Origin of the sequence: Wolbachia endosymbiont (group B) of Villa cingulata (genome assembly GCF_964028285.1) — a bacterium.
Taxonomy (GTDB): domain Bacteria; phylum Pseudomonadota; class Alphaproteobacteria; order Rickettsiales; family Anaplasmataceae; genus Wolbachia.
This window is the reverse complement of the sequence record NZ_OZ034766.1, coordinates 590,900-604,435: the sequence shown is the minus strand read 5'-3', so window position 1 is coordinate 604,435 and position 13,536 is coordinate 590,900. Positions and strand designations below refer to the sequence as shown.

Below are 13,536 nucleotides of genomic sequence, written 5' to 3'. Positions count from 1 at the left end.
TACACATCTAGGTTTGCATTTGCAAGTATTGCATTTGAAAAAGGTACTGCTCGGATAGGTGGAAATTTGGTAAGAGTAACAAAATATCTATTTAATTACCATAATGATGATAGAATGCTAGGCCAGCAAGGACAAAGAGCTACAGGAATAAATGTTCGAGAGAGAGCTTTGACCATGGTTCTATTTGCACTAAATATTAATTCACTAGTTGTGCTTAATATCCGTCGAATATTGCGTCACCAATTTCCAGTAATGGCCTTAGATCTGTTACGTCCACATTGGCAAGGTGCTAGAGTGCGTGAAATATTGTGTGAAATGGTTGATGGTAATCCTCAAGTAAACGTTGTTTTAACACCATTTCAGTCACCTGATGATTATTCAAGAAATTATCTTGGGCATTTCCAAGGTAATCTTTCACGAATAGGTGGTGTTGGACAAGTGCACAGAGCCGCAAGTGTAATGATGAATACTGGCTGGCAAGATGTCAACAGGCATACGCAATTATTTCAGGAAATTTCTAATGTGTTGTTTCCGTTAAGGCAAGGATTGGTAACAAGTGAAGCTGAATTTCAAGCTGTATTACATGGGTTATTTTATACTCTTGGCAATCCTGCTAGAGTAATTATTGAGTTTCAATTAGAAAGAGGTGGAAGAATAGATCTAGTGTTGTCAAGATTTGTGGAAAGAGATGATACTCATCCAATTGGGATAGAGCTAAAATTTGCCAGAACTGCAGGGCAGGTACGACAAAGAAGTGCAGAAGCGAATCGACAATTACAACGATATACGCAATGTGGAGGATGTGAACGTGTTACTGATGGAGATCAAATGGTTTTATCGTATGCTGTATTCAATAACGGTGCACGAGGACCAGATACTCTAATATCGGTTAAGGATGTTCTTAACGTACGAGATAACTTAGGACAGTTTTATAGATAATCTTTACCAATGGAAGTGCTCACGATTTGGGTGTACTTGTAGTGAAACGTACATATTTAGTCCAGAGAGTGTAAGTAAGGTTGAAGGAAGAAAGATAAGATTCTTGAAGAAGAGGGTTTACTTTAACATCTTCTTAAGCTAAAGCCAGCCTTGTCAGGTCAAATAAATTTACTGACAAGAAAGATTTACCTAATTTAGTATCTATTAGCGACGTGGTAGAAAATGATTACATAGGCAAGGTCGTAAGGCTAAGATAGATTAAATATAATTTATCTAATTTTTAGTATTTTATGCAAAAAGCTGAAAATTTGAACAGGTATCTATTTCACTATAGACTTACCTCAGTTTTTCGTTCTCATATCAAATGAATTAATGCTAACCTAGCAATATATTTTACTAAAAATTTAAGTAAAATAACTATTTCCAGTGGTTAAAATCAAGGAACGTGAGAACTGTTTTTCTTGGGATGGATTGGTCTACCGCCGGATTCGTGTGAACTTTTATTTATAACAACTCTGCTATACCCTAAAACCACCTATACTAGCTCACTTCCACCATATTTACATATGAACTAACTTCTTTGGCTTTGTTGCAATAACTTTGCACTTTTATTTTTATAAACCTATTTTTACACAACGCGTTCTCACAAATATACGTACTATTTTTATATTTTTGAAAAAAGTAAATAATTCAACTTTTTATGGTGCTAAATGAGATGTCTATTTAAAAACATTTTGCCCATAAAAAACACTTTTCTACTATGCCTGGCAGTTTATTTCATACGTCCAAAAACTATTCAGGCAAATTTACATTACTGAACAGATATTTTAGGAAAAACCTGCTCTACTATCTTTACCCATTCCTACACTTATACCTTGACTGACGTCTATATCACTAAGTGAAGTACCCTGATTTGAGAAACTTCTTACACTTGCTTCGATTATCTCATCACTTACTCTTCCCTCTTTTATTATTTTCTCCCTATTAACTTCTATCTCTTTTATTATTGCATCAATTACCTCTTCTGGAGACCTTACCCTACAATCTATAGCTGCTTTTACAATTTTGCCCTCACTTTCTTCATCTATTGCACTTTGTAGTTCTTCATCAAATTTTGCTAACTTTTTCACACAACTTTTCATTACTTTTCTCTCTAAATCTTTTTGCTCCAATGCTTGCTTAAGCTGTTCTGCCCTTTGAGCCTCTTGTTGAGCCTTTTGAGCCTCTTGTTGAGCCTTTTGTTCTGCACTTTGTCTTGCTTGAGCTTCCTGCTCTGCCCTTTGTTCCGCCTCTTGCCTTCCACATACTTCCCTTCGAGACTTTTCAGTTTCCTCTTGCAATTTACGCTTCCTTAATTCCTCTGCCATTCTACCCGTATCTTCTAAAAAGCTACCAAATGTATACTGTCCTTTTGCTTTCCCCCAGCCTTGATTTGCAATACCATATAAACGTCCTATATACTTTTTTACCTCTTTATCACCTGTTACATTTCCTATTTTTGCTTTTTCTACATAATCATACATAATTCCTTCATCAGCAAACCGATCTGCATACAATGCCCTTCTATGTAACTCTACAGCTTGGCTATCTATCACTGAATATTGTCCTTCGCTCAGACCTTGATAAATCAAATCGTAAATCATATAAAATGGTTTAAAAATCCACCATTCACTTCGATTCTCTTTATTTTCCTATATCTTCCTTTTCTCTTCTAATTCATCCTTTAATCTTTTTAGCTCCTTAACTATATCCTTGTATTTCTCTCCACCTATTTGTTCCAGCATAATCTTATCTTCACTGCTTCTTTTCTCAAAATGACCCTCTTTTGTTGGAAATACCGATACTAAATTTACTAACTTATCATCAAAATCAAATAAACTATCGTGCACATCTATCATTATTGTGTTATTTGACTTTTTGCTTAAATTCCTTACTTCTTCATTTTGACATATTTCTATATGGCCCTTACAAACATCCCCAATATGAGCAAGATTGAGCAGCAACACACTGACTACTTTTACACTAGCTTCCTGCTCTTTATTCAATGCATACTTTATATAGATCAGCAATAGTATCAACATTCACCTCCTTAGTTTGGTTGAGAATTTTCCTTTTTACCTCATCTACACCATTGTTTTCTATATCACTGTGTAACACACTCTTGTTATCTTTCCTCGCTTTCATTAGATAGTAATCTAACAACTTTTCGTACATTGTATGTACAAATTCTTTATCAAATAACTTCCCGTCTGTCATTCTATCAACTGCTTTTTCCTTTACTTCTTCCCTTGCTTCCAATAGCTTCTTTTTCAACCTACTCTTTTCTGCTGCAACACTACTTAGCTTACTGTTTATTCCACTTACTTCCTTTATTTTACTGTCTACACAACTTATATTTTGTAAATTATTATTCATATAGTTGTTTACCACTTGCATTCCATTAACTAATGGCCTAAACACTGCTAAACATCCTCTAAGTAGATCAGAGTACCTGTTGTTTGGTATGTAATTTACAGCTTCATCTAAAACCTGACCATTTTCACCTCTTACATAATTATTTATTTCATTTAAATAGTACCCAACCCTAGTAGAGAAATTAGTTTGCTCCCATACTGTGCTTACAATCATCTTTTCCATTTCATCAACAAGAACATTACATCCTTCTACAAAATTTAACTGAGTGACTGTGCTTACATTACGTAATGAATGAGCTGTGTACTCTGGAATCCCTACTTCATTGTCTCCAACTGCACCAGTGCTATTACTTTCGCTCATAATAGCCTCATTCTGAGTACAGTATAGAAAATTTGTACCTGGTACATTTTCTTGCTCTATAATTCTTTTATGATCCTCAACTATTTGACGTGCATCTCTAAATAGCTTAGAAATCAAATCTTGTATATCAGTTAAGCGTCTTTCTTCCTCTCGTAACAGAACAACTTGTCCACCTTCGTCTAACGCTCGCTTTCTACTTCTAAGTAATTCCAACGATCCTTCTAGAACCTCTCTTTGCCTTTCGATAATTTTTAAAGGTAAATTACACTGTGTATCTCGTTCTATCGCTAACATGTTATACGAAATCATTGCATGTGCTAACCAATATTGCCAAAGCTGACAGAATTCCGATCCCAAGAGAATCTGGACTAACTTAGGATCTTTTCTATCAATTGCTAGTTCTAGCTGTTTCTTTACCGAATTATCAAAAAAACTTGGCATACTACCCTCTCATCATTAATCAGTATACCTTAGTTATCATTAAATCACAAGTCAATATCTTTTTTTTACATAAAATTCTAATACTTTGAGTAAATTTTGATACTCACTAAAAACTTCTAAACCACACCTGCATAACTTAAACTTCTCTATTGTTGCCTATCTTGAAATATTAAGGCGAAGGTTACTTTGGCAGAAATTCAATTCCACTAACGAAACTTATTCATTAGTAGCATAACGAGGCTTATTATAAAGCTTATCAAAAGTGAAGTAGTGATCGGAAAATAAAACACCTTTTTCAATATAGATATCCCCTGTTATGCCAAGTTTTTCTATTAGAGGATAAACAAGACCTATTCCTGTAATCAGTAAACCAAGTATTACTAAAAAGCGTGACATCAATTTAGTTTTAGAAAATCTTGTCCACGTTTATTTTAACTATATAACACAATATTGAAACTTGTGAATAGAATGATTATATAATGCATGAGTAATGACAAGGAGGTATAACATGAGTAATCTAGTTCATTCAAATAAAAACAATAATCGCGATAGTTTTAGCTTAAGGGGTCTGCAAAAAGCTGTTGATGACATGTTCAATAGCTTCTTTATGGGAACTAACCCTGGACTTCTCAGAAGAGATGGCAGTGTATTGCCAGCTTGTGACTTATATGAAACAGAGCAAAACTATTGCCTATCTTTAGAATTGCCAGGTATCTCTAAAGAAAATGTAGATATTAGTGTATCTGGTGATAATTTAATAGTGAAAGGTGAAAAGAAATGCGAAAAAGAGTCAGAAGATAAGCAATATTACCATCGTGAGAGGTATCATGGCTCTTTCTATAGGTCTTTTCAACTTCCAGCTAATGTGGACCAAGATAAAATATCTGCTAATTTCTCAGACGGAGTATTACATATAAGTGTACCTAAGTCTGAAAAACATGTTAAGAAAATTGATGTAAAGTAACCAATAGCAGGCTTCCAGCTTGGAGGCTTGCTATTATAAGAAGGATGTCATATTATTTATAATATTGCTGTTATAATTAAATTCTTGTCTCGCTGTATTTGTTACATATGACCTGGGTATATAAAGCTAGAGCAACTCTTGCAAAATACAAAGCCTTTGCCACGCTCATATATTGTTAGTAGTTCATTAATAATTCTTATAGTATAATCAGCTTTAAGGCTTTGACAAAGGGGTATTATGACAGAAGCTAATCCAATAATTACATTAAAGGCTCAAATCAAAGAATTTGGTTTTAGTAAATTAAATGCTGATAACAATAATAAATTAGCATATTCTGGTGAAACTATGTATTTGGATTTTCCTAGAATGAATTTTGTTATCAATGGAAAGGTTATAGACAAGATTTTAATTAGTACTCTGATAGAAGGAGCTAAATATCACGGTAGCAAACTTTTTAGTAGTGACGATATATATAATTCTAAGAATAAAAAAGAAAGAGAGATAGACACGGATCGTGGTAAAGCTTTTGTTAATTCAGTTCTGGAAAGTCTTGAAAAAGAACTTGCTCAGAATGCATTACTTGAGTTATGGAAAAATCACTTTGAAGATCCTGAGACTCCTAACTATCAGAAAACTGAATCTTATAGAAAAGATTTTGAGAGATTTTACAATGCTGGAAGAGAGTATACCCATCTATTACCAAAAGCAGAGGATGAGAGTAGAAACTACCGGCAATTTGCTAAAGAAGTTTTTAAGGAAATATTTCGATACGCTGCAGAAGGTGTTCCCAGTAACTCTATCTTAGAAGAGTTAGTTACTAATTGTAATCAAGCAGGATATGGAGCTGGTATGTTTATTCAGTTTCATGCTGCACTGATCAATCATCAACTAACGCCAAGAGACCCTGAAAAAGTAATGAATATTCATTATACTGACCATAATAAAATAACAGTAAAGTCTGATATGGAAATACCTGTAACTAAGCTTGATAATCCAGAAGAAAAAGTGTGTGATCTATCTACATCACTTGAATTTACACTTGAGTCTAAAGATAGTAAAGATGGTGTAACTTATAAAGATGGCGAATTGTCACTTACTATTCCTAAGGAATTAAAAAATTATAAAGAGGGAGGTAAGAACTTGTTTGATGTTATTAGAGAAATTTTTCAAAAACTCTGTGAAAAATTAGGATTTAATTTCGAAATAAATACACAAATAAAACATAATTTAGATAATGCTTTGAAGGTAAACACTCATCTGGAAGGCGTAAAACCTACTGTTTGCAGTGTGTCCTCGGTCATTAAAGGTATATGATTTAAGATATAAACTTAAGTCAAAAAAAGTCTACCTGTTATTAGTTGATTAACAATTTAAAGAAGAATGAGCGGAATGTTCTATACTTTCTCAAGCTTGGTATTCAGCTTGAATGAATTATGTAGTGCAAAACCTATACAAACCAATCCAACAATCCCGCCAACTACGACTATAACGTGCATTTCCAGGATATACAACGCAGCACTACTTACGAATAACGCTGTACCAACAAAACCAGCTAGGATTACTTGTCTTTGCTGCGTTGTTTTGGTTGATGGGTTGTCTTTTTTGTCTGTTGCATCGCCATCAAAACATACGACTAAAGAGGAGCTGTCAGTAGCATTTGGCGTTTCTATTGAGGAGTTTTGGGCTTTTTTGCTGTTTCCAAATGTCAGTTGAAAGTCTTTGTTATCTTCATTGTCTAATAATGACCTATCTACTTTTATCAGTCTTCTTGTTGACATCGCTTTTTCTTCAGCATGTTCTATCATTGTTAGATTAACATTACCTATATATTCGTCGTTTAATAATACTGGATCTAATGATATTAGTCTTTGTGTTGACACCATTTTTTCTTTAGGAAGAAGAACCTCGGTTTCAGCTTTCTCCTTCTTTTCAAATGTCAGTTGAAAATCTTCTTTATCTTCATTAATATCCTTATGTGATTGAGTACCAGTTTCTGTAACTTTTTGCTCTTTGAAATCAAAATTATTTCTATAATCATCAACAGCTTCCCTAATATCTTCTTGCCTATCACAAGTTAAAGTTTTTCTTTGTACTACACCATTTTCACATACAACAGTACTGTAAGCTGTGTTTATTAGCTCTCCATGATCACCTAAATGCTCTGAGACAATTCTCTTACCAGAAATCTTTTCAAAAAGTTTGTATTCCTCAGCTCTTTTAATAACATATCCCAAAGTTGCATTTTGACTATAAAGTAAAGCTTGCTGTAATAGCGTAAGTCTCTCTCTTCTACCTTCACATCTGCGAACTATCTCTACCATTAAAATCTCCTCTATTTTATCAAGTTTTTTGAGTTCTTTGACAACATTTGCATCTTTCTCTATTTTCTTTGCCAAATTAAGAATTTTTTTGTCTTTACTTGTTAATTTACCCTCATTACATGCTAACTTATAGGTTATATTTTTCCTGTTTTCGATATTTTTGAACTGTGGCATTATATTTCTTCCTCTACAATTTTTACTTGTATATACTTTTTTCATTAATAACTTATTAATTTCTCAATCAAGCACTACCCATAAAATTTCTTCAACTGCTCACTCCACAACATCGGTATTTCTCTTAAATTCACTAACTTCAAACCTCTTGGCTGCCTCCCATTTACCACGTCTTCCTTAATCTTTGGTGCTAAATAATTTAACCTTAAAATTTGCTGTATTCTCCTCATGCTTATCTTAATTTTAACACTCATCTCCTTCACACTGGCGTATTTTCCATCTTCTAGCTGACGTTTCCATAGGTGGGCTTTTACCACTGCTTTGAGTAGCGCATTGTTTATTTTCCCTTCTGGCTCTATTACCACACATTTGTTTCCTTTCTTCTTTAAATTCATTGGTATAAATTTTTCCTCTGATTCAGAACTCACTTCTATTCCACCTTCTTTTACCATTACTCCTTTTATTAATTTCTTCACTATTTCTTTCTGCTTTCCAAAACTTAAATTTTTCCACTCTTCCGCTTTTCCTCCCCAATTTTCATATAGGTGTTCCGCTTTCTTCATCACTTCTTTTTCTACTTCTCCAGCAACTATTGTTCGATTTACTGATTCACAATTCTTTCCCCTTAAATGATTGTTGCACACATAATATCGATACCTTTTATTCTCTTTTTTTGAGTATGTCAGAGTCATGTTTACATCACAGCCCTTGCACTTAATTATTCCCTTTAGCAACGCTTCCTCGTATTTCGCCTTTCTATATGGTTGATTCTTTATCAATTCCTGCGCTTTTTGCCATTTTTCCTCTTTTATTATTGCTTCATGCTTTCCCTCATACTCTTTCTCATAATGCCGTATTTTTCCCATATATATTGGATTTGTTATTATTCTTCTCACCGTGGCCTTTTTAAAGATATCTGATTTTGTTCTGTAACCTTGGCTATTTAACTCCCTTGCCAATTCTGCCATTGACTTCAGCTCTATATACCTCTCAAATATATGTTTTACCAACTTTGCTTCTTTCTCATTTATTATTAATTCTTTATCCTTTACATCATATCCAAGCGGTAAAGTTCCATCCATCCACAATCCCTGCTCCTTTGATGTTGCTATTTTATTTTTTACTCTCTCTACTATCATTTCTCTTTCTAGTTGTGCTGCTCCTGACAATACCGTTTGTACAAATTTTCCCATTGGCGTATTATTGTCAAATATCTGCGTTACTGCTACAAAATTTACTCTATGTCTTCTAAAAAATGATGTTACTTCGATGCTGTCTTTTGTTTCTCTTGATAGTCTGTCTAGTGTGTACACTACTTGTAATAGTTTAGACTTAATCTGACAAGCATGAATTATCTGACAGAAGAATCGACGAAGTCAAAACCGATATCAGAATCTGCTTTAATGTTATCAATATTTTTTTGGTAAGCAATATGCATACTGTCAAAAAAGGTCTGCATAGGAGTCTTACCGTAGCAATACTTACCAGAATGAGGTCTAGCTCTATTGTAAGAATGCAACTAATGATCAACATCTAACTGAAGCTCTTCCAAAGTACTATAAATCTTTTTCCTAAAGATAATATTGTAACATTCGTCTTGCATAGTTCTATGAAGCCTTTCACATATACCATTAGTCTGTGGAGAATAAGCTTTGGTTCTAGAGTGATCAATATTTTCTATTCCCAAATATAGCTGGTACGCATGATTCCCTGGTTTGCCACAATACTCCGTACCTCTATCGGTTAAAATGCGTAGCAATGGAACTTTCTGTTCATCAAAAAATGGTATAACTCTATCATTGAGAAGATCTGCAGCTGTTATGGCAGTTTTCTCCGTATAAAGCTTAGCGAAGGCCACTCTAGAGTAGGTATCAATAAAAGTTTGTTGATAAATTCGTCCAATACATTTGATATTGCCTACATAATAGGTATCTTGACTACCTAAGTATCCAGGGTGTTGTGTCTCAATTTCGCCATGTGCCTCTTTTTGTTCCTTAGCTTTTTCTAAAGCAGTAACTTGCTCCTCTGTCAAAATTATACCATCTTGTACTACCTTCGCTTCCAGCGCTTTCAATCTCTTTTTAAAATTTTCAAGATCGTTTCTTTGCCATATTGATCTTATCCCGCTAGCAGATATTAGAATTCCTCTCTTTTTCAGTTCATTTGCTGCTCTTTCTTGTCCATATGCTGGAAATTCTATTGCTATTTCAACTACTGCTTTTTCTATATTCTCTGATACTCTATTTGCATATAATGGCTTACTTTTACTTATCTCATGTAATCCCTCTTCTCCTCCTGTTTCATATAGTTCTTTGAATCGGTAAAATGTATCTCTCGAATATCCCATCACTTTACATGCCTGCGATACATTCCCTAATTGTTTTGCAAGTTCTAGCAATCCTAACTTTGGTTTTAATATTTTTTCTTGTGTTGTACTCATATCTGACACTCCTTTAAAATTTGTTTATATTTTTATCTTACTCTATTCGCTTGTCAGATTAAGTCTAAACTATTACAATTTAACTGCACTAACTTACTAATACTCAAGTATGGGGGTACAGAAACGTATACATGTTGACGCAACTCTACCTCTCTACTTGATTATTTGCACATACTTCTTGTACAACTTCTTTAGCTTTCTGTCCAATATCTCCAACTAATACTGGATATCGATATTTTGTTATCCACACTATGTGATATATATACAGAGTGACTGCTTTTTCTATAATATTCCACATTCTTTGAGATTTTTCACCTTAAAATTATATTCTTAAAAGGATGGACTTTAAGTCCAGGGTTTTTCTCTCAAATTTGGGACAATAAAATCTAACGTGACTTCGCGCCAAATGTGATGCTGCTCAGCAGGTAAGCCAATTAACGGGCTACATTTATATACTGCACGCATTGCATTATCTGCTGCTGATCTAAAAAGAGGATTATTTTGATAAGAACTACTATCTGCTACGTTGGCTACAACGATCTCGCCTTTACTGGATAATAATAAGTTAATTTTTATACTAAAATTTTCTTTATAAACTATGCCCTCAGGAATGCTCCAACACTCTGTCAGTTTATCCCTTATAGAATTAATAATTTCTGTTACAGCCAATTGATCATCTTTGTTCTCAATATTTTTCTTATCTCTTATTTCATTTTTCACCTCTTTGATGTCTTCTCTTAGTTTTCTTTCTACACCCTTTTTTCTTTTGGGAATTGGAATACCCTCATCAATTTCCTGTATTTCAATAATTTGCCTCGGTTGTACTAACTCAACTAATTCTTTTTTTCTTTGTGGTATAGGAATAACTGACGAATCATCCGTTTGGGCTTTCATTGAAAAAAGCAAAAAACAACATAGAAACAAAAGAAGAATATAATTAAAATAGAGAGGGCGCATATGTTAAGCAGCTTGTTTTACTGGTTTAAAGCTAATATTGCACATAAAGTCAATATATTTCAGTTGACTTAAACTCAAATTTGCTACACTAATTTTATTATCTCTATAATATCATATGGTCAATATACTCTAAATGAGATGGAAAGATGAAGGTGTTATTATAGCTGTTAAAAAATACGGTGATAAAAATTTAATTCTTTCTCTATTTACAAAAAATCATGGAAAGTGCAGAGGATTAACTAGGTTAACAAACAATAGCAATTATAAGTTTCAAATAAGTAATCTATTACATGCAGAATGGAGTGCTAAGCTACCTGAAAATCTAGGTTTTTTAAAGTGCGAATTGATTGAATCTCCATTTCATCATTTCTTTCAAGATAGGTTAAAAAGCATTGCTATTGTTTCTTTCTCGTCTATATTAGAAAAAGTGCTTCCAGAAAGTGAATCCTGCATCAAGTTGTATGATAATTTTAGACACTTCATCGATGTAATAAAACATAATAGCCAGTTTTGGCAAAGTCATTACCTTAACTTAGAGCTTCTGCTTCTTACGCAACTTGGATTTAAGTTAGACCTATCAAAATGTGCTGTAACAGGTGTGAAAGAAAATCTACAATTTATTTCTCCAAAAACTGGTAGAGCAGTGTCAAAAAAAGTAGGTGACTGTTATGCAGATAAATTACTACCTTTTCCACAGATGTTGCATGATGTATACAATAACAACCTACAAAATAGCTACTCATATCAAGAATTCAGACTAGGGTTAAAAATTACAGGGTATTTTTTAAATAAATATCTATTTCTGCAGTTAAATGCGAAATTTCCGGAGTTGAGAAATTTTATGCTATCATTTGAATCTTAGTTACTACTTATTTGAAAGAACTTCAACCAGTAACCACTCTATTTCTACCACTGTTTTTTGCTTTATATAAATATTTGTCAGCACGTACTATAAATTTTTTAACATCATCAAGGTCAGATCTTTGCATTGCTGAAATTCCAATGCTCACAGTTACATTATGGGTTGTATTTTTACCCACAAGTATAAAAGGTTCTTTGGCAATAATTTTCCTTATTCTCTCTGCAATAGTATACGCATCTGATACATTGGTATCTGGCATTACAACAACAAATTCCTCACCACCAAACCTAGCTAATAAATCTGTCACTCTGATATTTTCAGAAATTCTTTTCTGTATTTCCTTTAAAAGTTCATCTCCAGCATTATGCCCAAAGTTATCATTCACCATCTTAAAATAATCTATATCAAGTATCATAAGAGATAAACTTCTATCTTTTTCCACAGAATCCTTAACAATATTTCTTAAGTGTGCATCAAAATATCTTCTATTATAACAGTTAGTTAATGGATCCTTTATAGACATTTCTACATTATTAAATAAATTCATTCTCAAGGCATCTTGATACCTTTTGCGTTTCACTTGCAAATTAACCCTAGCTATTAATTCACTCTCATCTAAAGGTACTGTTAAATAATCATTAGCACCTACATCAAGTGCCTTTACTAAATTGCTTTTATCATAATCTTCAGAAAGGATCAGAATTGGTGTATAACGTGTTTCTACTTTACTACGAAACTTAGAACACAACCGTAGGCCGTCAGTTTTTGAAAACTGCATGTCAGAAATAATCAGGTCGTAATTATCCTTAATACCAACCTTTAATGCTTCTTTTGGATCGTGCAGTATTTTAATTGATCTGAAGCGTTGCTTTAGAACATTGTGTATCTGCTCTGCTTGAAAGGTGTCCTCATCTACAACAAGTATGTTAGCATCAAAAATCTGATTAGAATAATCCATAATACTGCTTTCTGCTACTCCACCAATCTCAGCATTAGTTTCTCCTCTCAAGCACAACTCATCTATTATCATCTTTAAGCGCACAAGAGACTTAATTCTTGCAGATAAAGCAGTTTCATCTATCGGCTTAGTTAGAAAGTCATCCGCACCAGCATTAATTCCTTCCACTCTATCATGAGTGTCATGCAGCGCAGTTACCATAATTATTGGAATATAAGTCGTTAAGGGATCATTCTTTAGCTTCTTACAAACCTCAAAACCACTCATTTTTGGCATCATGACATCAAGTAAGATAATATCTGGCTGCTGTTCCGCTACTAAATCTATCGCCTCCTCGCCATCATAAGCTACAATAACTGTATAGTACTCTGCTTTTAGCTGAGCCTCCAAAAGCTTAACATTAGATGGTATATCATCTACTACTAGGATCTTTGCTGTCATTTTTTGTATTATCTACATCATAGGTAGGATAAAGTTTACCATCTTTACCAACTATATAATTGACTTTTTCAACGTCACACTCACTATATAAGTCTTCAATTCCTGCATCTTTCATTAAACTCCTGAACCTTGATTTTATAACCATAAAATACCTGTATATATTCTTAATAAGACTAAGGAACACAGGTACTTTACTCTTATCAAGAACAACTATACTCACTAAAGCTACAACTAAAACTTCTGACAGACCTATATTAAACATTT

General features: G+C 33.5%; 12 protein-coding genes and 3 pseudogenes. 4 read left to right on the top strand and 11 right to left on the bottom strand.

The genetic code is table 11. The features are described from left to right. The first annotated feature begins 66 nt into the window (after positions 1-66). Complete coding sequence (locus tag ABWU52_RS03095) at positions 67-939, top strand: hypothetical protein (protein WP_353277530.1); 873 nt, start codon at positions 67-69, stop codon at positions 937-939. 827 nt (positions 940-1,766) lie between these two features. Here the strand turns inward: ABWU52_RS03095 and ABWU52_RS03090 are convergent. The 4 genes from ABWU52_RS03090 to ABWU52_RS03075 all read right to left on the bottom strand — a co-directional run bounded on the left by ABWU52_RS03090 (position 1,767) and on the right by ABWU52_RS03075 (position 4,445). Continuing rightward, complete coding sequence (locus ABWU52_RS03090; RefSeq protein ID WP_353277528.1) at positions 1,767-2,582, bottom strand: hypothetical protein; 816 nt, start codon at positions 2,580-2,582, stop codon at positions 1,767-1,769. A gap of 48 nt (positions 2,583-2,630) precedes the next feature. Next, positions 2,631-2,984 (bottom strand): hypothetical protein, encoded by a 354-nt coding sequence (locus tag ABWU52_RS03085; protein WP_353277526.1) that lies wholly within the window; start codon positions 2,982-2,984, stop codon positions 2,631-2,633. Beyond that, positions 2,977-4,155, bottom strand: a complete 1,179-nt coding sequence (locus ABWU52_RS03080; RefSeq protein WP_353277524.1) for a hypothetical protein — start codon at positions 4,153-4,155, stop codon at positions 2,977-2,979. Before ABWU52_RS03080 ends, ABWU52_RS03085 begins: the two co-directional genes overlap by 8 nt. A 206-nt stretch (positions 4,156-4,361) precedes the next feature. Beyond that, entirely contained in the window at positions 4,362-4,445 is an 84-nt protein-coding gene (locus ABWU52_RS03075; protein ID WP_353277700.1) for a hypothetical protein, read from the bottom strand. Positions 4,446-4,663: 218 nt separating this feature from the next. Here ABWU52_RS03075 and ABWU52_RS03070 point away from each other — a divergent pair, with 218 nt between their 5' ends. Together ABWU52_RS03070 and ABWU52_RS03065 are read left to right on the top strand one after the other, a co-directional pair. Next, complete coding sequence (locus tag ABWU52_RS03070) at positions 4,664-5,119, top strand: Hsp20/alpha crystallin family protein (RefSeq protein WP_353277522.1); 456 nt, start codon at positions 4,664-4,666, stop codon at positions 5,117-5,119. Between the two features lie 237 nt (positions 5,120-5,356). Further along, positions 5,357-6,433: a hypothetical protein gene (locus ABWU52_RS03065; protein ID WP_353277520.1), complete on the top strand. Its 1,077-nt coding sequence runs from the start codon at positions 5,357-5,359 to the stop codon at positions 6,431-6,433. A gap of 80 nt (positions 6,434-6,513) precedes the next feature. Here the strand turns inward: ABWU52_RS03065 and ABWU52_RS03060 are convergent, their stop codons facing one another. The 5 genes and pseudogenes from ABWU52_RS03060 to ABWU52_RS03040 all read right to left on the bottom strand — a co-directional run bounded on the left by ABWU52_RS03060 (position 6,514) and on the right by ABWU52_RS03040 (position 10,948). Further along, positions 6,514-7,614 carry a hypothetical protein gene (locus ABWU52_RS03060; protein WP_353277518.1) on the bottom strand — a complete coding sequence of 367 codons (1,101 nt, stop codon included), beginning with the start codon at positions 7,612-7,614 and terminating at the stop codon, positions 6,514-6,516. A gap of 74 nt (positions 7,615-7,688) precedes the next feature. Then, positions 7,689-8,930, bottom strand: a pseudogene (locus tag ABWU52_RS03055) (recombinase family protein); the annotation flags it as partial. Positions 8,931-8,965: 35 nt separating this feature from the next. Next, positions 8,966-10,054 (bottom strand): annotated as a pseudogene (locus ABWU52_RS03050) (IS481 family transposase). Between the two features lie 80 nt (positions 10,055-10,134). Next, positions 10,135-10,350: pseudogene (locus ABWU52_RS03045) on the bottom strand (transposase); the annotation flags it as partial. Positions 10,351-10,399: 49 nt separating this feature from the next. After that, the gene (locus ABWU52_RS03040; RefSeq protein WP_353277516.1) at positions 10,400-10,948 is read right to left on the bottom strand and encodes a hypothetical protein; all 549 of its coding nucleotides are present in this window, start codon (positions 10,946-10,948) and stop codon (positions 10,400-10,402) included. A 196-nt stretch (positions 10,949-11,144) separates the two neighbouring features. Between ABWU52_RS03040 and recO the strand changes: the two genes are divergently transcribed. Next, positions 11,145-11,873 carry a DNA repair protein RecO gene (gene recO, locus ABWU52_RS03035; RefSeq protein ID WP_007302913.1) on the top strand — a complete coding sequence of 243 codons (729 nt, stop codon included), beginning with the start codon at positions 11,145-11,147 and terminating at the stop codon, positions 11,871-11,873. A gap of 22 nt (positions 11,874-11,895) precedes the next feature. On the opposite strand, the gene ABWU52_RS03030 is transcribed toward recO, so the two are convergent. Both ABWU52_RS03030 and ABWU52_RS03025 read right to left on the bottom strand, forming a co-directional pair. After that, a complete protein-coding gene (locus ABWU52_RS03030) occupies positions 11,896-13,272 on the bottom strand; it encodes a PleD family two-component system response regulator (protein ID WP_007302914.1) in 1,377 nt (458 codons plus the stop codon). After that, the gene (locus ABWU52_RS03025) at positions 13,244-13,534 is read right to left on the bottom strand and encodes a hypothetical protein (protein ID WP_353277514.1); all 291 of its coding nucleotides are present in this window, start codon (positions 13,532-13,534) and stop codon (positions 13,244-13,246) included. The genes ABWU52_RS03030 and ABWU52_RS03025 overlap by 29 nt, the downstream gene beginning before the upstream one ends. Positions 13,535-13,536: the final 2 nt, after the last annotated feature.

Bases quoted from the DNA above. Each gene is read 5' to 3' on its own strand.
- ABWU52_RS03090 (WP_353277528.1), bottom strand. From the start codon at position 2,582: ATGATTTACGATTTGATTTATCAAGGTCTGAGCGAAGGACAATATTCA.
- ABWU52_RS03080 (WP_353277524.1), bottom strand. From the start codon at position 4,155: ATGCCAAGTTTTTTTGATAATTCGGTAAAGAAACAGCTAGAACTAGCA.
- ABWU52_RS03070 (WP_353277522.1), top strand. From the start codon at position 4,664: ATGAGTAATCTAGTTCATTCAAATAAAAACAATAATCGCGATAGTTTT.
- ABWU52_RS03065 (WP_353277520.1), top strand. From the start codon at position 5,357: ATGACAGAAGCTAATCCAATAATTACATTAAAGGCTCAAATCAAAGAA.
- ABWU52_RS03060 (WP_353277518.1), bottom strand. From the start codon at position 7,614: ATGCCACAGTTCAAAAATATCGAAAACAGGAAAAATATAACCTATAAG.
- ABWU52_RS03040 (WP_353277516.1), bottom strand. From the start codon at position 10,948: ATGAAAGCCCAAACGGATGATTCGTCAGTTATTCCTATACCACAAAGA.
- recO (WP_007302913.1), top strand. From the start codon at position 11,145: ATGAGATGGAAAGATGAAGGTGTTATTATAGCTGTTAAAAAATACGGT.
- ABWU52_RS03030 (WP_007302914.1), bottom strand. From the start codon at position 13,272: ATGACAGCAAAGATCCTAGTAGTAGATGATATACCATCTAATGTTAAG.
- ABWU52_RS03025 (WP_353277514.1), bottom strand. From the start codon at position 13,534: ATGTTTAATATAGGTCTGTCAGAAGTTTTAGTTGTAGCTTTAGTGAGT.